This window comes from Embleya sp. NPDC001921 (assembly GCF_053594475.1).
Genome location: NZ_JBSFEO010000024.1, coordinates 41,422 through 67,576, shown reverse-complemented (window position 1 = coordinate 67,576; position 26,155 = coordinate 41,422). Strand labels below are relative to the sequence as shown.

The 26,155-nt window shown below is 71.9% G+C and carries 22 protein-coding genes; 14 read left to right on the top strand and 8 right to left on the bottom strand.

All coding sequences use genetic code 11. The features are described from left to right. The first annotated feature begins 46 nt into the window (after positions 1-46). Complete coding sequence (locus tag ACWCPW_RS26660) at positions 47-994, top strand: EamA family transporter (protein ID WP_449764112.1); 948 nt, start codon at positions 47-49, stop codon at positions 992-994. A 67-nt stretch (positions 995-1,061) separates the two neighbouring features. Here the strand turns inward: ACWCPW_RS26660 and ACWCPW_RS26655 are convergent, their stop codons facing one another. After that, positions 1,062-2,357 carry an MFS transporter gene (locus ACWCPW_RS26655; RefSeq protein ID WP_449764111.1) on the bottom strand — a complete coding sequence of 432 codons (1,296 nt, stop codon included), beginning with the start codon at positions 2,355-2,357 and terminating at the stop codon, positions 1,062-1,064. A gap of 94 nt (positions 2,358-2,451) precedes the next feature. Here ACWCPW_RS26655 and ACWCPW_RS26650 point away from each other — a divergent pair, with 94 nt between their 5' ends. The 6 genes from ACWCPW_RS26650 (at position 2,452) to ACWCPW_RS26625 (ending at position 11,965) form a co-directional block, all read left to right on the top strand. Then, the gene (locus ACWCPW_RS26650; RefSeq protein ID WP_449764110.1) at positions 2,452-6,360 is read left to right on the top strand and encodes a nitrate reductase subunit alpha; all 3,909 of its coding nucleotides are present in this window, start codon (positions 2,452-2,454) and stop codon (positions 6,358-6,360) included. A gap of 1 nt (position 6,361) precedes the next feature. Then, complete coding sequence (narH, locus tag ACWCPW_RS26645) at positions 6,362-8,047, top strand: nitrate reductase subunit beta (RefSeq protein ID WP_449764109.1); 1,686 nt, start codon at positions 6,362-6,364, stop codon at positions 8,045-8,047. Beyond that, the gene (gene narJ / locus ACWCPW_RS26640; RefSeq protein ID WP_449764108.1) at positions 8,044-8,715 is read left to right on the top strand and encodes a nitrate reductase molybdenum cofactor assembly chaperone; all 672 of its coding nucleotides are present in this window, start codon (positions 8,044-8,046) and stop codon (positions 8,713-8,715) included. The genes narH and narJ overlap by 4 nt, the downstream gene beginning before the upstream one ends. Further along, the gene (gene narI, locus ACWCPW_RS26635) at positions 8,712-9,437 is read left to right on the top strand and encodes a respiratory nitrate reductase subunit gamma (RefSeq protein WP_449764107.1); all 726 of its coding nucleotides are present in this window, start codon (positions 8,712-8,714) and stop codon (positions 9,435-9,437) included. The genes narJ and narI overlap by 4 nt, the downstream gene beginning before the upstream one ends. A 2-nt stretch (positions 9,438-9,439) precedes the next feature. Further along, positions 9,440-9,634 (top strand): hypothetical protein, encoded by a 195-nt coding sequence (locus tag ACWCPW_RS26630; RefSeq protein WP_449764106.1) that lies wholly within the window; start codon positions 9,440-9,442, stop codon positions 9,632-9,634. Between the two features lie 564 nt (positions 9,635-10,198). Further along, positions 10,199-11,965: a hypothetical protein gene (locus ACWCPW_RS26625; RefSeq protein WP_449764105.1), complete on the top strand. Its 1,767-nt coding sequence runs from the start codon at positions 10,199-10,201 to the stop codon at positions 11,963-11,965. A gap of 98 nt (positions 11,966-12,063) precedes the next feature. On the opposite strand, the gene ACWCPW_RS26620 is transcribed toward ACWCPW_RS26625, so the two are convergent. Beyond that, a complete protein-coding gene (locus tag ACWCPW_RS26620; RefSeq protein WP_449764104.1) occupies positions 12,064-13,410 on the bottom strand; it encodes a hypothetical protein in 1,347 nt (448 codons plus the stop codon). Between the two features lie 109 nt (positions 13,411-13,519). Continuing rightward, complete coding sequence (locus ACWCPW_RS26615) at positions 13,520-14,155, bottom strand: TetR/AcrR family transcriptional regulator (RefSeq protein WP_449764103.1); 636 nt, start codon at positions 14,153-14,155, stop codon at positions 13,520-13,522. 96 nt (positions 14,156-14,251) lie between these two features. Here ACWCPW_RS26615 and ACWCPW_RS26610 point away from each other — a divergent pair, with 96 nt between their 5' ends. The 3 genes from ACWCPW_RS26610 (at position 14,252) to ACWCPW_RS26600 (ending at position 18,598) form a co-directional block, all read left to right on the top strand. Further along, the gene (locus ACWCPW_RS26610) at positions 14,252-15,676 is read left to right on the top strand and encodes a purine-cytosine permease family protein (protein WP_449764102.1); all 1,425 of its coding nucleotides are present in this window, start codon (positions 14,252-14,254) and stop codon (positions 15,674-15,676) included. Between the two features lie 181 nt (positions 15,677-15,857). Continuing rightward, complete coding sequence (locus tag ACWCPW_RS26605; RefSeq protein WP_449764101.1) at positions 15,858-17,495, top strand: amidohydrolase; 1,638 nt, start codon at positions 15,858-15,860, stop codon at positions 17,493-17,495. Then, positions 17,492-18,598 carry a C45 family autoproteolytic acyltransferase/hydolase gene (locus tag ACWCPW_RS26600; protein WP_449764100.1) on the top strand — a complete coding sequence of 369 codons (1,107 nt, stop codon included), beginning with the start codon at positions 17,492-17,494 and terminating at the stop codon, positions 18,596-18,598. The genes ACWCPW_RS26605 and ACWCPW_RS26600 overlap by 4 nt, the downstream gene beginning before the upstream one ends. Before the next feature lie 105 nt (positions 18,599-18,703). Here ACWCPW_RS26600 and ACWCPW_RS26595 read toward each other — a convergent pair whose 3' ends face one another. The 5 genes from ACWCPW_RS26595 to ACWCPW_RS26575 form a co-directional block, all read right to left on the bottom strand. After that, a complete protein-coding gene (locus ACWCPW_RS26595) occupies positions 18,704-19,243 on the bottom strand; it encodes a PP2C family protein-serine/threonine phosphatase (RefSeq protein WP_449764099.1) in 540 nt (179 codons plus the stop codon). Then, the gene (locus ACWCPW_RS26590) at positions 19,198-19,614 is read right to left on the bottom strand and encodes a hypothetical protein (protein ID WP_449764098.1); all 417 of its coding nucleotides are present in this window, start codon (positions 19,612-19,614) and stop codon (positions 19,198-19,200) included. The genes ACWCPW_RS26595 and ACWCPW_RS26590 overlap by 46 nt, the downstream gene beginning before the upstream one ends. A 224-nt stretch (positions 19,615-19,838) precedes the next feature. Next, positions 19,839-21,644: a gamma-glutamyltransferase family protein gene (locus ACWCPW_RS26585; protein WP_449764097.1), complete on the bottom strand. Its 1,806-nt coding sequence runs from the start codon at positions 21,642-21,644 to the stop codon at positions 19,839-19,841. Between the two features lie 324 nt (positions 21,645-21,968). Next, on the bottom strand, positions 21,969-22,367 hold the full coding sequence (gene gcvH / locus ACWCPW_RS26580; RefSeq protein WP_449764096.1) for a glycine cleavage system protein GcvH: 399 nt from the start codon (positions 22,365-22,367) through the stop codon (positions 21,969-21,971). Positions 22,368-22,602: 235 nt separating this feature from the next. Continuing rightward, a complete protein-coding gene (locus ACWCPW_RS26575; RefSeq protein WP_449764095.1) occupies positions 22,603-23,265 on the bottom strand; it encodes an O-methyltransferase in 663 nt (220 codons plus the stop codon). 68 nt (positions 23,266-23,333) lie between these two features. Between ACWCPW_RS26575 and ACWCPW_RS26570 the strand changes: the two genes are divergently transcribed. The 4 genes from ACWCPW_RS26570 (at position 23,334) to ACWCPW_RS26555 (ending at position 26,153) form a co-directional block, all read left to right on the top strand. After that, positions 23,334-23,999 (top strand): TetR/AcrR family transcriptional regulator, encoded by a 666-nt coding sequence (locus tag ACWCPW_RS26570; protein ID WP_449764094.1) that lies wholly within the window; start codon positions 23,334-23,336, stop codon positions 23,997-23,999. Positions 24,000-24,190: 191 nt separating this feature from the next. Continuing rightward, entirely contained in the window at positions 24,191-24,586 is a 396-nt protein-coding gene (locus ACWCPW_RS26565; protein WP_449764093.1) for a GNAT family N-acetyltransferase, read from the top strand. A 209-nt stretch (positions 24,587-24,795) separates the two neighbouring features. After that, a complete protein-coding gene (locus tag ACWCPW_RS26560) occupies positions 24,796-25,200 on the top strand; it encodes a cupin domain-containing protein (protein ID WP_449764092.1) in 405 nt (134 codons plus the stop codon). Positions 25,201-25,298: 98 nt separating this feature from the next. Further along, a complete protein-coding gene (locus ACWCPW_RS26555) occupies positions 25,299-26,153 on the top strand; it encodes an NAD-dependent epimerase/dehydratase family protein (RefSeq protein ID WP_449764091.1) in 855 nt (284 codons plus the stop codon). Positions 26,154-26,155: the final 2 nt, after the last annotated feature.

The window sequence follows — 26,155 nt, the reverse complement described above, 5'->3', positions numbered from 1 at the left end:
ATCGGCACGTGGACACGAACGATGTCGAGGTCATCTACTTGATCCCATGAGCACGCCGCAATCACGCACCCGACTCGCGATCGCCCGGCCGCGCCTGCCCGACCCGGCGACCGGAGCCCTGATGGCCGTGGTCTCCATGTCCACCGTGCAACTGGGGCTGGCGCTCTCGGTACCGCTGATCGACCGGCTCGGCGCGCTGGGAACGGCCGGCCTGCGCCTGGCGTGGGCCGGCGTGCTGCTGCTGGTCCTCGTCCGCCCGCGCCGTCGCGACTTCACCGGTCGGGACCTGTGGGCGTGCGTCGTGCTCGGCGCGGTGAGCGGCGGCATGATGCTCTTCTTCATGCTCGCCGTGGCCCGCCTGCCGCTCGGCACCGCGAGTGCGTTGGAGTTCCTCGGGCCGCTGGCCGTCTCCCTGTACGGATCGGGAGGCGGACGCAGGCGCTGGACGGCCATGGCCGGCGCGGGCGTGCTCCTGCTGACCGAACCCTGGCACGCGGGCACCGACCTCGTCGGTGTGGGCTTCGCGTTGGCCGCCGCGGCCTGTTGGGCGGCGTACATCCTGCTGACCCAACACATCGGCGATCGGGTCACCGGGCTGAACGGGCTGGCCGTCTCGATGTCCGTGGCCGGCCTTCTCGCCGTCCTCGTCGCCGCTCCCACCGGGTTCGGCGGCTTGACCTGGCCCCTGCTCGCGGCCATGCTGGGGCTGGCCGCGATGAGCGCCGTACTGCCGTTCACCCTCGAATTCCTCGCATTGCGCCGACTCACCGCGTCCGCCTTCGGCACGCTGATGAGCCTGGAGCCGGCCATCGCGCTCCTGATGGGCCTGCTGGTGCTCGACCAGATACCCGGTCCGGTGCCCGCGGCGGGCGTCGTCTTCGTGGTGATCGCCGGCATCGGCGCCACCCGCACGGGCGCCCGTACCGGCCCCGAACCCCAGGCCCCGCAGCCCGACCCGCCACATCCGTGCCCCGTCGCCCGGGAGGCGTGCTGAGCGGGCCGAACCACCGGCCGGCGGGCGCACGTTCGGCGATCCGCGCGCGCCGAGCCGGATCCGGAAGCTAGCGGGTCTCGGCGCCCGTCCCCGCCCGCCACTGCGCCGACTTCCCCGACTCCGTCGATTCGGTCGACTCGGTCGATTCGGCGGGTCGACGATCGTGCCCCAACAGCCGCGCCGCGCAGTACACCATGGCCGCGAAGGCCGCGTCGGACAGCAGCATCAGGCCGATCGCGTACGAGCCGGTCCCGCTGTAGACCGAGCCCATGATCAGGGGTGGCACGAAGCCGCCGAGACCGCCCGCCGCACCGACCAGACCGGTGACCGTGCCGACCTTGTCCTTCGGGGTCAGGTTGGCGACCAGCGCGAACACCGCGCCGCTGCCCGCGCCGAGCATGCCGGCCATCACCAGGAAGGCGATCGTGGCCTGCGGCATCAGGCCCGGGGTGAAGGCCTGCCACACGGCCGCGACGCCGAGCACCGCGTACGAACCGATCAGCACCTTCGCCGGCCCGATCCGGTCGGACAGCGCGCCGCCGATCGGCCGACACAACACCGCGACCACGGTGAAGCCCGCCGCGCGGGTGGACGCCGAGTCCTGGCTCAGCGCGTACACCTCGCGCAGGTACGTCGGCAGGTACACGCCGAACGCGACGAACCCGCCGAAGGACACCGCGTACAGCAGCGCCATCGGCAGCGTCGAGGGCTGCTCGAGCGCGGCGGTGAAGCGCGGACCGAACAGTTGATCGGGCACGGTGCGCCCGGGGGCGTCCCGCACCACCAGGGCGGCGATCAGGCCGTACCCGGCCAGGACGCACGCGACCAGGTAGAACTGGAAGTTCGGGTCGTCCACCCAGCGCAGCAGCCTGGGCGTGAAGAACGCGGCGATCGCGGTGCCGCCGGTGCCGATGCCGAAGACACCGATCGCGGTGCCGCGCTTGTCCGGCGGAAACCACGCGTTGACGTAGGGCACGCCGACCGCGAAGAAGCTGCCGCCGACGCCGAGCACGAACCCGACCACCAGCAGCATCGCGAACGAGTCGAACACGCTCAGCGCCAGCACCGGCAGCACGGTCAGGAAGCTGATCGCGGGCACCATCATCCGCGCGCCGTAGCGGTCGGTCAGCGCGCCGGCCGGGATCCGTCCGAGCGCGCCGACCAGGACCGGCACCGCGACCAGGAACGACTGTTGGAACGAACTCAGCCCGAGGTCCTCCTTGTAGGTGGGTCCGAGCGGGCTGATCAGGCCCCAGGCCCAGAAGTTGATCAGGATGCCGAAGGTGGCGACCGCGAGGTTGACCCAGGCGGCGCGGGGCACCCGGGCACCCGTCGCCCGAGCCGCGGGCCGAGTCTGCTCCACGTGTGATGGTCCCTTCGCGTGTTCTGCGCCCAGGTGGCCGGACACGGTGAGCTATGCACCCGAATCCCATGACTGAACCGTTATATATAGGACATTGACTCGCATTCAGGACGTGGAGCAGTCGCCTCGAAGGGTCGTCATGGACAACGGTTCGCCCCCGCCCGCAAACCGATCGCCCGCAGACCCGCCATCCTGGGACGCCCCGCCCGCACACCCGCCGCCGATCGGCCCACCGCCCTTCGACCCGCCCCCGACACCCGGCCTGGACGGTCCCGCGAGCGACCTGCTCCTGCGCACCGGCCGGTTCTTCCGGCGCAACGCGGTGGTCTCGCCGGACCTGCGCACCCAATACCTTCAAGGCGGCAGACAGGGCGACGTCTTCTACCGCGAGCGATGGAGCCACGACAAGGTCGTCAACTCCACCCACGGCGTCAACTGCACCGGCTCGTGCCGCTGGAAGGTGTACGTCAAGGACGGCGTGATCACCTGGGAGACCCAGGCCACCGACTATCCCTCGGTCGGTCCCGACCGCCCCGAGTACGAACCGCGCGGCTGCCCGCGCGGTGCCGCGTTCTCCTGGTACACCTACTCCCCCACCCGGGTGCGCTTCCCCTACGTGCGCGGAGTGCTCCTCCGGATGTACCGCGAGGCCGAACAGCGCCTGGGCGACCCGGTCCTGGCCTGGGCCGACGTGGTCGGCGACCCCGAACGCCGCCGGCGCTACCAACGCGCCCGGGGCCGGGGCGGTCTGGTCCGGGCGACCTGGGACGAGGCGGTCGAGATGGTCGCCGCCGCGCACGTGCACACCATCAAGACCCACGGCCCCGACCGGGTCGCCGGGTTCTCGCCGATCCCGGCGATGTCGATGGTCTCGCACGCGGCCGGCGCGCGCTTCATGAGCCTGATCGGCGCGCCGATGTTGTCCTTCTACGACTGGTACGCCGACCTCCCGGTGGCCTCGCCGCAGGTGTTCGGCGACCAGACCGACGTGCCCGAGTCGGGCGACTGGTGGGACGCGGCATACCTGTTCATGTGGGGCTCCAACGTGCCCGTCACCCGTACGCCCGACGCGCACTGGATGGCCGAGGCGCGCTATCGCGGGCAGAAGGTGGTGGTGGTCGCGCCGGACTACGCGGACAACGCGAAGTTCGCCGACGAATGGCTGCACCCGCACCCGGGCACCGACGCCGCACTGGCGATGGCGATGGGCCACGTGATCCTCAAGGAGTGCTTCGTCGACCGGACCGTCGAGTTCTTCGACGGCTACGTCAAGCAGTTCACCGACCTGCCGTTCCTGGTCACCCTGACCGAACGCGCCGACGAGCCCGGCGCGTACACCCCCGCCAAGTTCCTGCGCGCCGCCGATCTCGCCGACCCGATCGCGGCGGGCGCGCACCCGGGCGGGCGGGCCGGCCCGGCGGACGAGGGCGCGGACTGGAAGACCGTGCTCCTGGACGAGCGCACCGGCGAACCGGTCGTCCCCGGCGGCTCGATCGGCTTCCGCTGGACCGAGTCCGGCAAGGGCCGCTGGAACCTCGACCTGGCCGGCGTCCGCCCGCGACTGACCCTGCACCGGGATCCGGGCGCACACGGCGTCGAGGTGCTGCTGCCCCGCTTCGACACCGAGGGCGGCGCCCACGGCCAAGGGCGCGGCGAGGTGCTGCGCCGGGGTGTACCGGCCCGTCGACTCACCCCCGACGGTCCCCTGGTCACCACCGTGTTCGACCTGCTCCTCGCCCAGTACGGAGTGCCTCGCGAGGGCCTGCCGGGCACCTGGCCCACCGGCTACGAGGACGCGACCCAACCGGGCACACCCGCGTGGCAGGAAACGCTCACCTCGGTGCCGGCCGCGCGCACGGTCAAGATCGCCCGCGAGTTCGCCGACACCGCCGAGCGGTCCAAGGGCCGCTGCATGATCCTGATGGGCGCCGGCACCAACCACTGGTTCCATTCCGAGACGATCTACCGCACCTTCCTGGCCCTGCTGCAACTCACCGGCTGCCAGGGCCGCAACGGCGGCGGCTGGGCGCACTACGTGGGTCAGGAGAAGTGCCGGCCGGCCACCGGGTGGGCCACCCTCGCGAGCGCCAACGACTGGTCCCGGCCGCCGCGGCAGATGATCGGCACCGCGTTCTGGTACCTCAACACCGACCAGTGGCGCTACGACGGCTTCACCGCCGACGTGCTGGCCTCGCCGCTGGGTGCGGGCGACCTGACCGGGATGACCGGCGCGGACTGCCTGGCGACGTCGGCCCGGCTGGGCTGGATGCCCTCGTACCCCACCTTCGACCGCAACCCGCTGGACCTGGTCGACGAGGCCGACCGGGCCGGCGCCGACCCCGTCGAGCACACGGTCGAGGCCCTGCGCGGCGGGAGACTCGGCTTCGCGTGCGAGGACCCGGACGCGCCGCGGAACTGGCCGCGAGTGCTCACCGTGTGGCGCTCCAACCTGCTCGGCTCCTCCGCCAAGGGCGCCGAGTACTTCACCAAACACCTGCTGGGCACCGACAGTTCGCTGCGCGCCGAGCAGGCGCCGGCGAACGCCCGGCCGCGGAGCGTACGTTGGCGCGAACAGGCCCCGGAGGGCAAGCTCGACCTGCTGCTGTCACTGGACTTCCGAATGACGTCCACGACGCTGATGTCGGACGTGGTGCTGCCGGCGGCGACCTGGTACGAGAAGCACGACCTGTCCTCGACCGACATGCACCCCTTCGTGCACGCGTTCACCCCCGCGATCGACCCGCCGTGGCAGGCCCGCACCGACTTCGACACGTTCCACGCGATCGCCGCGCGCTTCAGCGAACTGGCGCGCGAACACCTGGGCACCCGCCGCGACCTGGTGGCCACCGCGCTCCAGCACGACACCCCCGGCGAGATCGCCCAACCCGGCGGGATCGCGCTGGACTGGCGTGCCGGTCGGTGCCCGCCGGTACCGGGCCGGACCATGCCGAACCTGACCGTGGTCGAACGCGACTACACCGCGGTGGCCGCCAAGATGGCGACCCTGGGACCGCTCGCCGAGACGCTGGGCCTGCCGGTCAAGGGCATCACCTTCGACGTGCGGGCCGAGGTCGAGGACCTGCGCCGGCTCAACGGCACCGCGCGCGGCGGGGTCGCCGACGGCCGCCCGCTCGTCGACACCGCCGTACGGGCCTGCGACGCGATCCTGACCCTGTCCGGAACGACCAACGGCAGGTTGGCCGTTCAAGGATTCCGCACCCTGGAGGCGCGCACCGGACAACCGATGGCGCACCTGGCCGCCGAACACGAGGGCAAGCGCATCGGCTACGCGGACACCCAGGCCCGGCCCGAGCCGGTGATCACCTCGCCGGAGTGGTCCGGCAGCGAGGCAGGCGGCCGTCGCTACACCGCGTTCACCCTCAACACCGAACACCTCAAACCCTGGCACACCCTCACCGGCCGCCAGCACTTCTTCCTCGACCACGACTGGATGCACGAACTCGGCGAGGCGCTGCCGGTCTACCGGCCGCCGCTGGACATGCACCGCCTGTTCGGCGAACCCCGCCTGGGCCCGGACGGCAACCACGAGGTGACGGTCCGCTACCTGACCCCGCACAACAAGTGGTCGATCCACTCCGAATACCAGGACAACCTGTTCATGCTCTCGCTCTCGCGCGGCGGACAGGGCATCTGGCTGAGCACCGCCGACGCGCGGGCGATCGGGGTCCGCGACAACGACTGGATCGAGGCGGTCAACCGCAACGGCGTGGTCACCGCCCGCGCGGTGGTCTCGCACCGGATGCCCACCGGCACCGTCTACATGCACCACGCCCAGGACCGCACCGTGGGTGTGCCCAAGGCGCAGAGCACCGGCAAACGCGGCGGCATCCACAACACCCTCACCCGGGTCCTGCTCAAACCCACCCATCTGATCGGCGGATACGCGCAACTGAGCTGGGCGTTCAACTACCTGGGTCCGACCGGCAACCAACGCGACGAGGTCACCGTGATCCGCCGCCGCTCGCAGGACGTGGAGTACTGAGATGCGCGTGATGGCCCAGATCGCCATGGTGATGAATCTCGACAAGTGCATCGGCTGCCATACCTGTTCCGTCACCTGCAAACAGACCTGGACCAACCGCGGCGGCGTCGAATACGCGTGGTTCAACAACGTCGAGACCCGCCCCGGCCAGGGCTACCCGCGCCGCTACGAGGACCAACGGCAGTGGCAGGGAGGTTGGCGGCGCAACAGGCGCGGAAGGCTGGGACTGGCTTCCGGCGGACGGCTGCACCGACTCTCGCGGATCTTCTCCAACCCGAGAATGCCGACCATCGCGGACTACTACGAGCCCTGGACCTACGACTACCGCAACCTCACCGACGCCCCGCTCGGCGACGACATCCCGGTCGCCCGTCCGCGCTCGCTGCTCAGCGGCGAGCCGATGGAGATCACCTGGAGTTCCAACTGGGACGACAACCTCGGTGGCACGGCCGAACTCGGGCACCTGGACCCGATGGTGGCCAAGACCCGGGAGAAGGTCGCCGACAAGGTCCGCTTCGAGTTCGAACAGACCTTCATGTTCTATCTGCCCAGGATCTGCGAACACTGCCTCAACCCCTCGTGCGTGTCCGCCTGCCCGTCCGGCGCGATGTACAAGCGCGCCGAGGACGGCATCGTCCTGGTCGATCAGGACGACTGCCGCGGCTGGCGCATGTGCGTCACCGCCTGCCCGTACAAGAAGGTCTACTTCAACCACAAGACCGGCAAGGCCGAGAAGTGCACGATGTGTTACCCCCGGATCGAGGTGGGGCTGCCGACCGTGTGCTCGGAGACCTGCGTGGGCCGCCTGCGCTACCTCGGTGTCGTCCTCTACGACGCGGACGCGGTACTGGCGGCCGCCTCCGTCGAGGACGACAAGGACCTGTACCGAGCCCAACTGGGCGTGTTCCTCGACCCCGCGGACCCCGCCGTGCGGCGCGCGGCCGAGGAGGCCGGCATCACCCGCGCCTGGATCGAGGCGGCCCGCCGCTCACCGGTACACGCGCTGATCGCCGAGTACCGGGTCGCCCTGCCCCTGCACCCGGAGTTCCGGACCATGCCGATGGTCTGGTACATCCCGCCCCTGTCACCGGTGGTCGACGCGCTGACCTCGACCGGCTTCGACGGCGAGGAGGCCGGCAACCTCTTCGGCGCGATCGACTCCCTGCGCGTCCCGCTCGAGTACCTCGCCGAGTTGTTCACCGCCGGCGACACCGCGCCGGTACGCGCCGCGCTGGAACGGCTCGCGGCCATGCGCTCCTATATGCGGGCGATCAACCTCGACGAGGAACCGGACGAGGCCGTGGCCGCACGGGCCGGCCTCACCGGGCGGAAAGTCCGGGACCTGTACCGCCTGTTGGCGATCGCCAAGTACGACGAGCGCTACGTGATCCCCACCGCGGCGATCGGCGAGGCCCGCCGCCTGGAGGAATCCGCACTGCCCGACGGATGCAGCCTGGACTTCGACGGCGGGCCGGGCATGGGCGGCTCCGGGCCCTTCGGCGAGGCGTCCGGGAGACCGGTACCGGTGAGCGTGGAGAACTTCCACGCCCTGCGCGACCGCGGCACCGCCGACCGGCCCGCGGACACCTCGGGCCCCGGCGCCCGAGTGAACCTGCTCAACTGGGACGGCAACGGTCGACCGGCCGGGCTGTTCCCCGAACGCGAAGAGGGGAACACGCACCGATGAGATCGCTCACCAAGCGGTTCCGGGCCAAGGCGGCCCGGTTCGACGACCGGTACTCGACGGCGGTGATCCGCCAGGCCGCCGCGCTGTGCCTGCACTACCCGGACGAGATCTTCCACTCCCGGGTGCCGCTGGTGCGCGGCGCGCTGGCACAGATCGGTCCGAGGCCGGCCGGCACACTGCTGACGGACTTCCTCGACGAGGTGTGCGCGTGGCCGGCGGCCGAGCTCGCCGCGCACTACGTGACCGTCTTCGATCTGCGCAACCGGCGCAGCCTGTACCTGAGTTGGTGGCGCGAGGGGGACACCCGACGGCGCGGCGAGGCACTGGTGACCTTCAAGCGCATCTATCGCGAGCACGGCCTGGAGTTCACCGGCGAGGAACTGCCGGACTTCCTGCCCGCGGTGTTGGAGTTCGCCGCCACCGGCGGTCCGGGACCGGCCGCGGCCGGGGAGGCGCTGCTGGGCGAACACCGCCCCGGCATCGAGTTGTTGCGCTTCGCGTTGCTCGACGCGGGGACGCCGTACGCGGGTGTCCTGGAGGCGGTGTGCGCGACGCTGCCCGGTGCCTCCCCCGCGGACCGCGCCCAGGCCCGCGCGCTCGCGCACACCGGGCCGCCGCGCGAGGACGTCGGCCTGGACGGCTATCGAGCGGGCGGAGTCGAGCGATGAACACCATGGTGTGGGCGGTGCTGCCGTATCTCGCCCTGGTCGTCCTCGTCGGCGGGACCGTCTGGCGCCACCGCTACGACAAGTTCGGCTGGACCACCCGCTCGTCCCAGTTGTACGAGTCGCGACTGCTGCGGATCGGCAGTCCGCTGTTCCACTACGGGCTGCTGTTCGTGATCGCCGGTCACGTCGTGGGCCTGTTGATCCCGCAGTCCTGGACGGACGCGGCAGGCATCGGCGAACACAGCTACCACGTCGCGGCCACCGCCCTGGGGCTGGTCGCGGCGCTGATGACGATCACCGGCATCGTGCTGCTGATCCGGCGCCGGCGCACCGTCGGCCCGGTGTTCTCGGCCACCACCCGCAACGACAAACTGATGTACGTCTTCCTCGCCGGCACCATCCTCGCGGGCACCGCCGCGACGTTGTGGAACACGGTGGGCCCGCACGAGCACAACTACCGCGAGACCATCGCCCCGTGGTTCCGCAGCCTGTCCTACCTGCGACCGAACACGGAGCTGATGGCCGAGGCGCCGACCACCTACCAGGTACACGTCGTGCTCGCGATGCTGCTGTTCGCGCTGTTCCCGTTCACCCGCCTCGTGCACGCCTTCAGCGCGCCGCTGGGCTACCTCTTCCGCCCGTACGTCGTCTACCGCAGCCGCGACTCCCGCTCGCCGGGCGCGACGCAACCCCGACACGGCTGGGAGCGGGTCGACCGGTAGCGGTGGGCCCGGACTTCGCGGGGCCGTGGCGTCGGGCCCGGCCCAGGCGGCGGCCGGTCGGTCGGCTGTTCATCGACTGCTCCACGACCCGGAACAAGTGTGTGGACGCCGGCCGGCAGTACCAGCGTGAGGGCTTCTCGACCTGGAAGCGTCCGTACGACATCCTCCCGGGCTACGTCGCGCTCTACGTCACATAGGCGGCCGCCCGGCGTGTGCCGAGCGCGCGCGGTCCCCGCGTGCTCGGCGCCGCCGACGCGGATCGACGCAGGCCCAGACGTCGTGACCCGTACACCAACCGATCCTGGGGCTGCATCACTTGGCACCATCGGGCGCATGCGACAGGCTGCCCGAGGGACGACGGACGACATCGATCGGCGTCTCGGGCAACACACCCACACGCGTGGTCGGGCGGGCTGCGGGCGACTCGGGGGCCTGGCCGGAGGTGGTACTTCGGCAGGGAGCGCCGAGCCCCGTCCGTAATCCACGCGGTGGCCACATCGGGCATCCCGGGGAGTGGCGATCGGCGGCCTGGACAGCACGCCGCGAACCCCCACCCGGGATCCCGATCACCGATTCCGCGCGGGGCGGGACATCGACCGTCCTCCCCGTGCGTGGTCGTCGCACCCCCTCCCGACGCCACCCGCGAGCCTCCCGACCCGGCGCCGCCCGTGAGCCACGATCCGGCCGAGGCCGGCACTTCCTTGGGCCCCTCGCGTACATCGGATAGTGGTGCCTGGCCTGAGTGGCTAGGTTCGACCACCATGATCAACCGAAAATCCGTACGGTCCAGACGACGTGTGCTGATCATCGTCGCCGGCGCCGTAGCGATTCAGGTCGGATTGGGGGCCGGGGCGTACGCGGCTCTGGATTCCGGGGGCTCGGCCAAGGGCCCCGCCGGACCGCACGCGTGCACCGCCCGCCCGAACCCGGACGCGCCGGAGGCCGGAGAGGAACGCGGTTGCTTCTCGGTGGACGCCGGCGTCGATCACCCCCTCGCGGTCGGCGAGACCGCCGCCGTGCGATTCGTGGTGAGCGCCCAGCTCGCGGCCAAGGGTGTGCGCGTCGAGGCGGATCTGCCCGCGAACCTCGCCTGGGTCGAACCGCCCGCGGGACTGACCCTGTCCTCGCAGCCCTCGCCCAATCCCGTGCACCTGGGCGGCATCAACCGTGCGGGCACCGTGCGTTCGTTCAAGGCGGGGCAGTCGCTCACGTACACCGGACGGATCGTCGCGAAGGCGGCCGGTCCCGCGGAGATCAAGGTGCGCGCCGCCGCCGACCTGCGCGCGGGGGTGGACGCCGCCGAGGACCTGATCCCGCTGACCGTGGGCGCGGCCCCGGGCATGTCGAGCTTCGGCGCGCAGCGTTCGAGCGACGCGGACTCCGTCGAGGTCGCGCCCGACCTCACGCCGCAGGAGTCGACACCGCACCTGACGGCCGAGTCGGTGTCCCCGGCCGGTCTGGCCGCACCCGGCGGCGACGACCCGCCGGCACCGCGCGCCCTGGCCGCCGCCGCGGCACCGACCGCCTGCGCGACCGGCAAGTGGCTGTACGTCGACGAGAAGGGCGTCACCCGACCGGTGGTCAACATGACCGTCGAGGCGTGGGACGCCGACACGAGCAACGCGCACGACCGGCTCGCCTCCGGCCTCACCGGGACCAAGGGCGAGTACAAGCTGTGCTTCGACAACGCCGAGAGCAACAACTCGGGCCAGGACGTCTACGTCAAACTGACCACCACCAACAAGAACTGGCGCGTCCAGGCCACCGGCACCACGAACGCCTTCACGTTCACCACGCCCACGGTCTCCAACGTCGCCAACGCGAGCACCACCTCGTTCGGCAACCGCAAGCCCGGCGCGGCCGACAAGATGCGCGCGCTGCACGCGTTCGACGCGCTCAACGACGCGTGGAAGTGGGTACCGGGCAACACCTGCTGGGACGGCCTGGACACCACGTGCCGGCAGGTCGTGGTCAACTGGGCACCGGACTCGACGGTCGGCAACTACTACGGGAACAAGCAGATCCACCTCAAGGCGGACGCCCCCGACTCGCACATGACCGTGGTCCACGAACTCACGCACGCCATCATGGGCGACGTCTACGAGGACAACTCACCGCCCATCCCCAACTGCAGCCCGCACGGCGTCTCGGCGAAGTCCTCGACGGGGTGCGCGTGGGTGGAGGGCTTCGCCGAGTGGGTGCCGGCGAGCGTGTACAAGGATCCGTACTACCGGTGGCCGAGCGGTTCGTCCATGAACCTGGAGACTCCCACCTGGAGCACGTCGGGCTGGGACGACGGTGACACGGTCGAGGGTCGTGTGGCCGGTGCGTTGATCGACCTCACCGACACCACGAACGAGGGCTCCGACGTCTACGGCGAGGCGGCGCCGGGCAATGTCTGGAACACGTTCCTGCGACACCGGTCCACGACGTTCGCCGAGTTCTGGCAACAGCGCAAGGCCGACGGATACGACACCTCCGCGAACGGTCCGCTGAAGAGCCTGTACCAGAGCACGATCGACTATTGAGCAGGACGCGGTTCCCCGCCCGCCCGGCTTCGGGCGGGCGGGGAACCGCGCGCCGGCGCCCGGTCCCGACGACCGGCGCCGGTGTCGCTTTCTCGGGGTCAGAACGAGCCGCCGCCGTCACCGCCCCAGCCGCCACCGCCGTCTCCGCCCCAGCCTCCGAAGCCGCCGTCTCCGTCACCGAAGCCGCCGAAGCCGCCGTCTCCCGCCCCGGCCGCGCCCGCCTCCGCCGCGTAGCCCAGGTTCATCGACGCGCCGAGTGTGGTCCCGATGAGCAGGCCCGGGAGCAACATCCCGCCGTACCAGCCGGCCGCCCACGGACCGTAGGCGGGACCGGCCTCCCAGTACGGGCGACGACCGCCGGCACTGTCCACCTCGCGGATCTCCGGGTCCAGACCGTCGTCCAGGCGGGCCGCGTCGGCCGCACACACCGGTACGTCCCGCTCGGCTCCGTCCGCCGGTGCCCAGCGCATGTCGCGCACGGACGGGCCGTGGCGCGGGTCGAAGAAGCACGGCGGTCGGCGCTGCGGCAGGGGCGCGCCGGCACGTCGCGCCGCCAGGGTCGCGAGGGCGAATCGTCCGTCGTCCAGGGCCTCGCTGACCGCGCGCACGTCCGCGGGTGCCCGGGCCGCCGCCATGGCCGACTTCGCCCGTTCGTAGGCGTCGAGGGCCCTGGTCCATTCCTCGCGCATGGCGTCGTCGGAGTCGGCCGCGCCCGGATCGAAGGCGGCCCGATCGAGCGTCTCGCCGTACGCGGTGATGTCCTCGTCGACGACGGGCCGCACCTGCTCCAGTTCCTGCCGCGCCCGCGCCGCCCGGCGGGTGCGGGTCCGCCTGCGCAGCATGAGGATCGTGCCGGCTCCGGCCGCGAGCACGGTCCCGACCACGGCGAGGCCGACCCACGACGAGCCGCCGTCGCGCGCCGGCGCCGCCGGCTGCTGCGCGTCGGCCGCGGCCCCGTCGACGAAGGCGGTCAGCAGACCCGGTCCGTCTCCTTGGTGTGCCGCCAGGACGTCGCTCTCGAGGGTGGCGAGGCGCGCGCGGGACATCACCGACGCGTCGGCCGCGGCGTCGAAGGTGCGACCCACGGTGACCGCGTACACGCCCGGTCGGCCCACCTGCGCGCGCAGGCCGGACAGTACGGCCGCGGGCGAACCGGCCGACGCGAGCGGTGAGTCGGCCGGTACCGCGACCACGAAGATCGGCTTGTCGGCGGAGCGGATCTTGGTCCGCAGCGCGTCGGCGGTGGCCGACGGCAGCACGTTCTCGGCGGCCGGGACGGTGTACACGGGGTCGTCGCGCAGCGACGCGGCGATCGTCCCGATGCCGCCGCCGGCCGCCGCGTGGGCGGGCGCCGCCCCGAAGAGCAGGACCGCCAAAACGAGCGCGAGCCCGAGGACGGCCGTCTTCGGCGGTAGGCACCGGTGCCGAAATGTGACGTTCGTCATGTATTCAGGCTACTGCCGCCGTCCCGGCCCGCGCGGCAGCCGGCCCCGGGAGGAAGCCCGCCTCGGGAGGAAGGCCGCCTCGGGAGGAAGGCCGCCTCGGGCAACCGTCTCAGCGTGTGCGAGCGCGCAGCGTGCCCGGCGGCAGTCCGAGCATGCGCTCGGCCGTCCCGATCGACATGTCGTGCAGGGCGGGGTGGTCGAACGGCGCGTCGTCGTTGGTGTAGGCGCCGAGGCCGTCCACGTTGACGAGGATGTGCAGGGCGGCCCCGAGCGGGTCGTCCGTCGTGAACTCGCCCGAGCGCACACCCTCGTCGACGAGCGCGGTGAGGGCGTCGCGGGTGAGCGACTCCTGTGCCCGCACCGCCGCGCGAAGACCGGGTTTGAACCGGCTGACGTGGCGTGCGTTGAGCCAGAGTCGGCCGAGGTCGAGGAACTCGCCGTCGGTCAGGCGCGCCAGAAAGCGGGCGAGTCGATCGACGGGGGCGAGCCCGGCCTCCTCCTCCGGCAGCAGCGCCGCGCGTTCCCGGCCGGCGGCGTGCGTGAACGCCTCGCTCACCAGGTCGTCGGCGGCCGGGAAGTAGTGGCCGATCAGTCCGGGGCGCACGCCGAGTTCGTCGGCGACGCGACGGAGCGTGATGCGCTCGAGACCCTCTTCGAGCGCGATCCGCGCGGCGGTCCGGAGGATCTCGGCGCGACGCTCCTCGGGCATCTTGCGAACCCGCGTCGACGGGGGGCTTGACGTCATACCGACCACCCTATTGGATGTGTGGCCAATACCCCATTGGCCAAGAGACCAATAGCACTGGTTGCTAGCGGTGTGCCCCCCGAGAGGTCTCGACGTATGAACCACGCACTCCCCACGGCGGCCCCCGACGACCGTGCCGGCGACCGCGCGGGTCGCCCGGAGACCCGGGGCATCGACCAGGTCCCCGCCGCCGAACGGCACGGGCGGGCCCGCGAACTCTTCGCCATCTGGGCGGCCCCGAACGTCAGCTATCTGAGCTTCGTCGTCGGCGCGACGCTGGTCCTGATGGGGCTCTCGCCGGCGCAGGCCATCGGTGTCGCACTCGTCGGCAACCTGCTGTGGATCCTCACGGGCGTGGTCGCGATCAGCGGTCCGGCCGCCGGCACGAGCGGGTCGGTGGTCTCCCGCGCCATGTACGGCGTGCTGGGCAACAGGGTCGTCCTGGTGCTCACCGGATGGCTGATCGCATCCGCCTATCTGGCCCTGAACTGGTCGGCCGCGTCGGTCGCGGGCATCGGCCTCGCGCGGCGCCTCGGCCTCCCGGACAACTCGGCCGTCGAGGCCGTGATCGTCTGCGCGATAGCCGGCGCGACGCTGCTCGTCGCGATCTACGGGCACGCGACGATCGTGCGGCTGTACGCGGGCCTGAGCACCTTCCTGACGATCGTGTTCGTGGTGGTGACGGGCTACGTACTGGCCGAAACCGACTGGTCCTACGCGCCCGCCGAACCGCTGCACGGAGCAGCCCTGTTCGCCACCCTCACGGCGGGCTTCACGATCATCGCCTCCACGCCGCTGTCGTACGGCAACAGCCCCGACCTCGCCCGCTACCTCCCGCGCGGCACCAGTCCCGTCGCCATCGCCGGGTGGACGGCCTTCGGCGCGTACCTGCCGAGCGTCGTCTTCACCAGCGTGGGCGCGCTGGCGGCCACGAGCCTGGACATGAGCGATCCGCAACGTGCGCTGGAGAGCATCCTCCCGGGCTGGTTCATCCCCGTGTTCGTCATCGCGGTGGTCTGCAACACCGTGGCGAACAACGGGATGACGGCCTACAGCGCCGGTCTCGCCGTCCAGTCCGTCGGCATCCGCCTCGCCCGGATCCCGGCCGTGCTCATCATCGGCGTCCTGGGCGCGACCATGACACTCTTCGCGATCCTCGTCTTCGACTTCCTCACGAGTGTCAACACGATGCTCGAACTCGTGGTCGTGGTGACGGGGCCGGCCATGGCGGTGGCGGTCACCGACCTGATCCTGCGGCGCAACCGCTACGACGGCTCCGAGCTGCTCGCCGAACGGCGCGACGGCCCGTTCTGGTACCGCGGCGGTGTGCATTGGGCCGGAATCCTCGCCATCACCGTCGGCGGGATCGCCGCCGCGATGTGCGTGACCACGAGCTTTTGGACCGGCCCCGTCGCGGCCGGCACGGGTGACCTCGACCTGGCCGTTCCGGGCGGGATGCTCACCGCGGCGGCGATCTACTGGAGCCTCTGCCGCGTCCTGCGATCGATCCCCGACGCGTAACGCGCGCCTCGCGCACCTGTGGCCACTCGCGCACCCGCGCTCCCTGCGTCCGCCCGCACGCCCCCGCATGCCCCCGCATGCCCCCACATGCCCCCGCATGCCCCGACCCGGACGCCTCGAAGCCGACACCCGGTTCCGGCACCCCGACTCCGACGCCTCGACTCCGAAAGAGAACCATCCCGTGCACGCCGATGTCATAGTGCTCGCCCGACACGTCGAACATCTCCTGACCGAAGCCGCGGCACCACCCGCCGACGCGGTCGCGGTCGCGATCCGCGGCGGTCGCATCCTCGCCGTCGGCGACGCGTCGAGCACCGCGTCGTTGCGCGGCCCCGAGACGACCGTGTACGAGTTCCCGGACGCCACGATCCTGCCGGGCCTCACCGACGTGCACGCCCACCCCGTCTGGGGCTCGATCTCGATCGGCGGCGGCGTCGACCTGTCCGGGGCCCGCAGCCTCGACCAGGTGTGCGACCGCCTGGCCGAAGCCGTCCACGCGCGGCCCGAGGACGGCTGGATCACCGGCTACGACCTCGACGTCAACGCCTTTCCCGGCGAGCCGACCGGCTCCGTGTTCGGCGAGCGATTCCCCGGGCGCGCGATCTCGCTGATGACGCGCGACGCGCACGCTCTCGTAATCAGTCCCCGCGCCGTGGAACTCGTCGGCCTGACCGGTCGTGAGACATTCACCGACGCCTCCTCGATCGAGGTCGGGCCGGACGGCCGCCCGACCGGATACGTCGTCGAACTCCAGGCGATGGACCTGGTGTTCGCGCACTATCCGGAGGTTTCCGTGGACACGGCCGCCGAGTACGTCCGACGCGAACTCGAAATCCTCGCCCGCGCCGGCCTCACCGGCCTGCACGCGCTGGACTTCACCGACCCGTCGGAGGCCGTGTATCGACGCATCGAGGAGGACGCCGACCTGCCGTTGCGGATCCGCTGTTCACCTCTGGTGGCGGCCGATTCCGGCCCGGACGACTGGCGCGGTGTCGCCGAACTCCAGGGTCTGCGCGGCCGGCGCTGGCACGTCGAGGGGGCGAAGTTCATGCTCGACGGAACCGCGGACAACGGCACCGCCTGGTTCGAGCGCCCGGACACGCACGGCGAGAACTGCGAGCCGCTGTGGCGGGACGTGGACGCCTATCGCGCCGCGATGCGGTTCTTCGTCGAGCGTGGCATCCCCACCGCGACGCACGCGATCGGCGACCGGGCCGTGCGCTTCGCGCTCGACGTGATCGAGGAGGTCGGGCCGGTCGCCCGGGGCCCGCACCGGATCGAGCACGTGGAATCGATCCCCGACGACCTCCTCGGGCGTTTCGCCGAACTCGGCGTCGTGGCGAGCCTGCAACCCGCGCACGCCACCCGACACACCCGCGGGGACGGCACCGACAACTGGTCGCGGCGCATCGGCCCCGATCGGGCCGCGCACGGCTGGCGTACGCGCGACCTCGTGGACCACCACGCCGTCGTGGCGCTCGGCTCCGACTGGCCGATCGGCCCGGGCGACCCGCGCGTGGGTCTCGCCGACTGCCAACTGCGACGCCCCGTCGACGAACCGGGCACCATGCCGGTACATCCGGAACAGGCGCTCTCGGCGCGCGAGGCCTACGCGGGCATGACCCTCGCCGCCGCGCACGCCGGCGGCGCCGCCCACGAGCTCGGGCGCATCGCTCCGGGCTACCTCGCCGATCTCACGATCCTCGCGGCGAACCCGCTCGACCTGGCTCCCGAGGCCCAGGCCGACAACGCCGTCCTGGCGACGGTCGTCGACGGCGACGTCCGCCTGCACTCCGACCTCCCGAAGGGACGCTCGTGATCGTCACCCCGAACCCCCGCCCCGAATCCGGCCGCCCGCACATCGTGGCCCGCGCGATCGATCCACACGCCCGCGGCGTGGCCCGCGGCGCGGGACTGCGCGCGGGGATCCACGACACGATCGAGGTCTACGACCGGCTCTTCGCACTCGGCGGCATCACTTCGACGCGGGCGCGGGCGGATGCCGCGCGAACCCTCGACACCATCGACGACTTCCGTCCCGGCGCCCGCGCCGAGATCGAGGGCATCGCCGAGGGAGCCCGAGTGGAACCGTGGCGCGTCGCGGCGCTGAACGCGCGCACGGAGATCCTCGCGCGCAGCGCGGTCGTACCGCCGGGCGAGTGCACCACGATCGTGCGCCGGCTCGGGGACGGCGACTCCGCGGCTTCGCGCACGTTCGGCATCCAGACCTGGGACTGGCACGTCGAGCTGAGCGATTGTTGGCACACGCTCGAATCGCGCGGCGGCAGGCACGACGTGGTCGGCCTCACCGAGAACGGCATCCTGGGCAAGATCGGCGTCAACAGCGCCGGCCTCGCCCTGCACTTCAACATCCTCGGTAATGTCCGCGACGGTGTCGGCGGCATCCCCGTGCACGTCCTCGCGGCGATCGTGCTGGAAGAGGCCGGCAGTGTCGCCGAGGCGGTGGAGATCGTCCGCGGCGCGCCGATCGCGTCGTCGGGGTCGTTCTCGCTCTTCGACGAGTCGACGGCGGTCCTCCTCGACGTGAGTCCCGTCGGCGTCTTCGAGATCGCACCGCGCGACGGTGTCCTGGTCCGCACGAACCACTTCCTCACCCCGACGCCTGCGGCCGACGAGAAGTCCTGGCTCTACCAACCCGACTCCGGTGAGCGCTACGACTTCGTGCGCGCGCGTCTCGCGCACCGGGGCGCGCCGAACGCGGCCGACGAACTGGTGGGCTACCTCGTGACGGGAGCCGGCGAACCGCCCGTGACCTGCCGCCCCGACCCGGACAAGCCGCTGGGGCAGCGCTGGGCCACGCTCGCGACCGTCGTCCTGGAACCGGCCGCACGCACCGCGACCGTCCTGGACGGCACACCCGCCGAAGCCGAGACCCGAACCTGGCGCACCCTCACGGCGTGACCCCGGCGCGACCGAGGGTGCGTCGATGCGAGCCATCCGTCACGGTGTTCGCGTCGCGGGTCGCGGTGGCGAGGCGGCGAGGTGCGGACCCTCGGTCGGACGGCGTCACCGGGGACGCATGCGTGCGGCGAGCATCGCGATGTCGTCCGCTCCCGTGTGCGGAGCCGGTCCGTCCAGGATCGCGTCGAGCAGGCCGTCGAGCACGCCGCCGGTGGGCGGTCGAAGTGCCGCGAGTCCGGCGAGCGAGTCGTCGATGTCCTGGTCCCGACGCTCGACCAGGCCGTGCGTGCAGAGGAGCGGGGTCTCCTCGGGCAGCAGGTCGCGGGTGACCTGTTCGTAGCCTCCGACGCCGGTGCCCAGGGGAGGGCCGGTCGGGACCTCCACGAGCTCGACGGGTCGACCGGCGGCGATCAGCACCGGGGGCAGGTGGCCCGCGCTGGAGAACGTCCAGCGTCGGCGGCCGGGGTCCGCGAGGGCGAGCAGGCAGGTCGCGGGGCGGGCGGACTCCTCCTCGTCGATCAGCGCGTCGAGTCGACGCAGGATGCCATGCGGAGGCAGGTCCATCGCGGCGACGTGGCGCAGCGTCGAGCGGTGGTTGCTCATGTCGACGGCGGCTTCGATGCCGTGTCCCATGACGTCGCCCATGACCAGGAGGGTGCGCCCGAAGGACAACCGCACGACCTCGTACCAGTCGCCCCCACCGAGGTGGTTCCGGAAGGCAGGTAGCGGAAGGCGAGTTCGAGGTTGGGGTGGGGTGTGCCGGGTTCGGTCAGGAGTGCCCGTTGCAGTTCCGCGGCGATGCCCTGGGCGTGCGTGTGGCGGCGCGCCTTGTCGATGGCGACCGCGGCCCGGGCGGCCAGGTCTTCGACGAGGGGGAGCGCGTCGTCGGTGCGGTCCGCGGCGGAAACCGGGGTTCGGCGCAGTTCCGCGTCGAGGAGCCCGATGCCCACCGGGGCGTCGCCGATCACCCGGCGCGGCAGATCCGCGTCCGCGGCGCCGATCCCCAGCGCGGCCATCGAGCCCCTCGAGCAGGCCGTCGGCGGTGTCCCGTCCCGAGACCCGCGCGTCCTCCTCGCCGCCACGCCGGAATCGCCTACTCCCCATGATCACGGCGTGCCGGACCGGGCACCCACCCGAAGCGGACCGCGGTGACATTCGGTACGCGCCCCCTCGCGCACGGCACCGTCGACACCGGCGGTCCGAGGGAACGGCGGACGCGGAGGGCACGGCGGATCGGGTATCAGCGCCCGGTCGCGTGGCCCTGTCGGCCGGAGCGGTGTACGCCCGCCGTCAGCGCGCCGGTCTCCGGGTCGCGGGCGACGGCACACAGCCGACTCACCGAACCGGGCTCGACGACGGTCAGGTCGTGCCCGCGGCGGCGCAGGTCGTCGAGCACCGCCGGGCCCAGGCCGGCCTCGGCGGTCACGCTGCCGGGCGCCGTCTCGCGCGGATAGAACGAGGAAGGGAAGCTGTCCTGGTGCCAGTTGGGCTCGTCGATCGCGCCCTGGACGTCGAGCGTGCCGGCGGTTCGGCCGCTGAGCGTGAGAGCGAGCAGGAAGTGGGTCTGCCATTGGTCCTGCCGGTCGCCGCCCGGCGTGCCGAAGGCCAGTACCGGGACGCCGCCGCGCAGGGCCAGCGAGGGGCTGAGGGTGGTGCGCGGCCGGCGGCCCGGGGTCAACGAGTTGGGCAGGCCCGGTTCGAGCCAGGTCATCTGGAGTCGGGTGCCGAGCGGAAAGCCGAGGGTGGGAATCACCGGGTTGGACTGGAGCCAGCCGCCGCTGGGGGTGGCCGAAACCAGGTTGCCCCAGCGGTCGACCACGTCGAGATGGCAGGTGTCGCCTCGGGTGGCTCCGGTCGGGGCGACCGTCGGCTCGCCCGTACCCGGCTTCTCCCGCCGACTCGGGTGGCCACCGCGGTGTCCCGCCGCGCGGTCGGCCGCCTCGCGTGCGTGCCGGCCGAGGATCGGGGTACGTCCACCGGGTCGGCCCGGGCGCAGCGCGTAGGAGGCCTCGGCGCCGATCAGGGCACGCCGGTCGGCGCTGTAGTCGGCGCGGAGCAGGTCGTCCAGCGGCACCTCGGCGGCGTCCCCGTACCAGGCCTCGCGATCGGCCATCGCGAGTTTGCCGCCCTCGATCAGGGTGTGCACGTACTCGGCGGATCCGTAGGCCGGTTCGTTCACGAGCAGAGCCAACTGCTGCAACATGACCGGCCCTTGGGACCAGCCGCCGGGCTTGCACACCTCCCAGTCCCGCCATTGCCGGCGGATCGGTTCCTCGTACGACGCCGACCAGTTCGCCAAATCCGCGCCGGTGAGCGTGCCGGCGTGCCGCTCGCCGGACGTGTCCAGGGTGGGTCGGGCGGCGAACTCCGCGATGTCCAGGGCCACGAAGCCCTCGCGCCAGCAGCGGCGGGCCGCGTCGATCTGCGCCTCGCGATCGCCGCCGGCCGCGGCCGCCTCGGCCAGCACGCGCCGCCACGTGAGCGCGAGCGCTCGGTTGCGCAGGGGTCGGCGCGGGCTCGGCGCCATCCCGTGCGGGAGGTAGACCTCGGCGGACGTGGTCCATTCCGTCTCGAAGAGCTCGCGCATGCGCGTCACGGTCTGCGCCACGCCCGGGAGCGGCAGGTGCCCGCGCTCGGCGAGGCCGATCGCGTGATCGAGCACCGACGCCGGCGACTTGGTGCCGTGGTCGCGCAGCAGCAGCATCCACGCGTCGAAGGCTCCCGGCACGGCGGCGGCCAACGGGCCCGTGCCGGGGACCAGTTCCAGGCCCAGCCCGGTGTAGTGGGCGATGCTCGCGCCCGCCGGCGCGCTGCCCTGACCGCACAACACGCGCACCGGCCCGCCGACGGGTGCGAGCAGAATCGGCACCTCGCCGGCCGGACCGTTCAGATGCGGTTCGACGACATGCAGCACGAACGCGGCCGCGACCGCCGCGTCGAACGCGTTCCCGTCGTCCTCCAGGACCGCGAAGGCCGCTTCGGAGGCCAGTCGGTGGGTGGACGACACCATGCCGAAGTCGCCCCGAAGCGCCGGTCGAATGCCCATGGCCGGACCGTACGCCGGCGCCGGCCCCGCAACAAGGGCGCGGGTTCGCCGGCGTTCGGTGCCTGTCGGCGTTGGCCTTGGCGTTGGCCTCGGTGTGGCGTGGCGTTGCCCGACGGACGGATCCCCGAACCGGGCCGCGAACCTCGCGCGTCCCGTCCCGCGACCTCGGCGCTCGTCGCGTCCACCGGCACGGCCACGGGCACGGGCACGGACTCGTCTTCGGCCCGCTCGGGCTCACCCGTCGTGTGTGCCGCTCGGGATGCGTGGAAGTCGGCCGTGCCCGTGCCCGTGCGCGTCGCGTCGGCGACCCGCGGGCGGTGGGAGTCAGTCGGACTCTTCCCGGTCGAGGTAGGCCTGGTACCGCTCGGCGGTGAGGAGGTCGTTCAGGCTTTTGGGATCGCCGAGAGTGATCTCCACGACCCATCCCTTGTCGTAGGGGTCGGTGTTGAGGAGTTCGGGTTCGCCTTCGAGGAGTTCGTTCACGGCGGTGACGTTGCCGTCGACGGGGGCGTAGATCTCGGTGACGGCCTTGACCGATTCGACGCTCCCGAGCGCCTCCCCGGCCTGAAGCATGTAGCCGACGGTGGGCACCTCCACGAACACGACGTCGCCGAGCTGCTTTTGCGCGAAGTCGGTGATGCCGATCCGGGCCTTGCCGCCCGTGGTCGGCAGGATCCATTCGTGGTCCTGGGTGTACTTGCGGTCCTCGGGCACGGTCGTCATATCGGGCGGTCTCCTGCCGATGTCATGCGTACGCCGACGCGAGATCCGCGCACGGCCGCGACCAGCCTGGCCCAGAGAAGACCCCCCGGAACAGTACGCTCACCCGAAAGGCCCCATTACGGACATGCCGCCGAATCGCCGGCCCGCGGCCGTCCCGACGCGCCCCGTCGGCTCGTTCACCGGCCCGGTCCCCGGCCCGGTCCCCGGCACGTTCGCCCGCGGGCCCCCCGCCGGTTCAGAGCCGGCAACTGATCTCCATGCCGTCCTCCACCGGGAACGTCACGTTGTGATAGCCGTTCTCCGGGTCGCGGACGTAGTCGAGGTACGGCTGCAGATTGCTCAGCTCGACGTCGTCGGCCACAACAAGCGTGCCGGGCCGCAGGCGCGGCTCGAGCAGGCGCAATACCGGCAGGCACAACTCCTTCCACCCGTCCAGCAGCAGGAAGTCCGCGGGGGCGTCCAGCTCGCGGAGGGTGTCCCGGGCGTCTCCCTCCAGCACGGTGATCAGGTCGTCCAGGCCGGTCTCGGCGAAGGTGCGGCGCGCCGCGGCGATCTTGTCCTTGCTCATCTCGGTGGTGACGACGCGTCCGGCGCCGTTGTCGCGCACGGCCGCGGCCAGGTACAGCGTGGAGATCCCGAAGGACATGCCGAACTCGACGACCGTGGCCGGGCGCACGGCTCGGACCAGGTTGTACAGCAGCGCTCCGCCGCCGGCGGAGATCGGCATGTAGATCTCCGCCGCGGCGTCGGCCTGTTCCTGGGGTGACAGCAGGGCGAACCCGCCGGGAAGTTCCGCGTCGCGCCGGGCGGCGACGGTGTCATCCCGTTCGGCTTCCTCGAACATTCTGCCGAGGGCCGTCCGGACTCGGGGATCGGCGAGCGTGAGGGGAGGTGTCATGAAAGCTAGACTAGACGCAACGTCCCGTCTTTTCTAGATGCAATATCCTCGGCGCGGGGAGGCGAGAAATGACATCCGAGACTCACAGGGCCACGGCGGACCACGCCACGCCGGCCGGCACCGGTGGATCCGGGCGGGCACACCACGGCAACCGGCACGGGCGCAGCGAACAGGCCCGAAGGGCGGTTCTGGAGGCGGCCGACGACCTGCTCGCCGAGAAGGGATTCGCGGGCGTCACGATGGAGGGCATCGCCGCGCGGGCCGGCGTGGCCAAGCAGACCATCTACCGTTGGTGGAGCACCAAGACCGACGTCCTGATGGACGCCTTCCTCGAGGACGCCGCCGAGGACCTGACGCCGCCCGACTCCGGCGACCTCGCCGGCGACCTGCGTGACTACCTGCGGCGGCTGGCGTACTTCCTCGCCGAGTCCGACTCCGGGGCCGTGTTCCGGGCGCTGATCGCCCAGGCCCAGCACGATCCGGCATTCGCCCGGGACTTCCGGGCCCGATGGCTCGACGCGCAACGCGATCGCGATCGCCTGCCGTTGGAACGCGCCATGAACGGCGGCTCGTTGCCCGCCGACCTCGACATCGCGACCGAGACGGACCAGCTCGTGGGCCCGCTCTACTACCGCGTACTGGTGACCGACGAACCCATCGGCGACACGTTCACCGACGCCCTCGTCGACGCGTTCCTGGCCCGACACGGGTCGGCGCCGCCAACGAAGCCCTGACCCGACTCGACCCACGCGGCCACCCGACGACCCGGCCACCGTGTCCGGGCGTCGTGCGGCGACCGCCCCGAGAGTTCACGGGCGGCAGCCCGAGCCGGGCGGCCTCCCGACTCGGACGCACACGATCGCGCGCGATCTCGGCCGGACGGGCCGTTCCGCCATCCGCCCCTGCCGTCGCTACGTTCGGACCCATGACCATCACGTACGAATGGCGGGGCGACTTCGACGACTCGGCCGTTGAGGAGTTGCACGCCGAAGGGTTCGATCACCCGGTCGGGCGGATCCCCTGGCGCGCACGGCTGGAGCGGCACAGCCTCGGCTGGGTCTGTGCGTGGGAGGACGGCCGCTTGATCGGTTTCGTCAACATTGCCTGGGACGGCGGGGTCCATGCGTTCGTCCTGGACACCGTCGTGGCTCGGCGCGCCCGTTCCCGGGGCATCGGGTCCGTGCTGGTCGGGACGGCCGCCGAAGAGGCCCGCGCGGCGGGGTGCGAGTGGCTGCACGTCGACTTCGAGGAGCACTTGCGGTCGTTCTACGTCGATGTCTGCGGTTTCCGCGAGTCCGCGGCCGGCCTGATCGCCTTGTGAACCCGCCGCGGACTGCTCGGTCCGGAGTGGTCCGGAGCGGTCCGGGCGGCCGGCGGCCCGGGCGGTCCGGAACGGTCCGGGCGACGGCCCGGCCGGAGCGGTCCGGTTGATGCGGTCGATCCGGCCGGTCGGACGGACCGAACCGGTCCATCCGATCCACCGTGAAGTGGACCAGTCATGCGGTCCGGTCCGCCTCTACGTTTGCCGCCATGAACGAAAAACGTGGTGGGACCGTGCTGACATCCCTCCTGCACGAGATACCGCCCTTCCTGCCGACCCCCACCGAAGCCATGACGATGACGGTCGAACTGCCCCCGGGCAACCCGGGCACACCGCCGCACCGGCACTCGGGTCCGGTATTCGGCTACATGGTGGAAGGCGAGATGGTCTTCGAACTCGAAGGCGAACCCGAGCGGATCATCCGCGCCGGCGAGGCGTTCTGGGAACCGGGCGGCGACGTCGTCCACTACCAGGCCGGCGACAACCTCACCGACGCGTGGAGCCGCTTCGTGGTGGTCATGCTCGGCGTTCCCGGCGAACCCATGCCGACCCTCGTCGACGAGCGTGAACTGGCCGAGCGGCGGCACCGGCGGGCACCCCGACCGACCCCGTGAGTACCGCGCCCCCGCCATCCCGGCACGGGCGCACCGTCATCCGACCCCGACCCCGTCCCCGCCCACGTCCCCCGATCGCAGTACAGGAGTTCCACACCATGCACGTTCTCGTTGCCGGCGCGACCGGTGTCCTGGGACGGCGTATCGTCCCCGCGCTCGTCGCGGCGGGACACCGGGTCACCGCGCTCACACGACGCCCGGACGCCGCGGCCGGGTTGCGCGCACCCGACGTCACCGTCGTGTCGGCCGACGTCTACGACCGCGCGTCGCTCACCCGCGTCGTGGTGGACGCCGCGCCCGACCTCGTGATGCACCAACTCACCGATCTGGCCGCGGTCGACCTTTCCGCCAACGCACGCGTGCGCAGGATCGGCACCCGCAATCTCGTCGACGCCGCACACGCGGCAGGCGTACGGCGCATCGTGGCCCAGAGCATCGCGTGGGTCTACGAGGCGGGCGAGGAGCCCGCCGACGAGACGACGCCGCTCGACGCCACGACGGACGAGCCCCGACGCGGCACGATCGACGGCGTGCTCGCCCTGGAGTCGGCAGTACGCGAACTGCCCGAGTGGGTGGTGCTGCGCTACGGGCTGCTGTACGGCCCGGGCACGTGGTTCGCGGCCGACGGCAGCAGGGCGGCGGACGCGCGCGCGGGGCGGTTGGCCGGCGGAGCGGACGTGTCCAGTTTCGTCCACGTCGACGACGCGGCCGCGGCGGCGGTGGCCGCACCGGATTGGCCGGGCGGCGTGGTCAACATCGTCGACGACGAACCGGCGGCGGCCAACGCCTGGGCGCCGGTGTTCGCCGCCGCGGTGGGCGCACCACCGCCCGCCGACGCGCCCGAGGCGCCCCGCGCCGGCTGGGCCAGAGGCGCCGACAACCACTTCGCCCGCAAGCACCTGGGCTGGACACCGACCCACCCGTCCTGGCGATCGGGCTTCGCCACCCTGTAGCC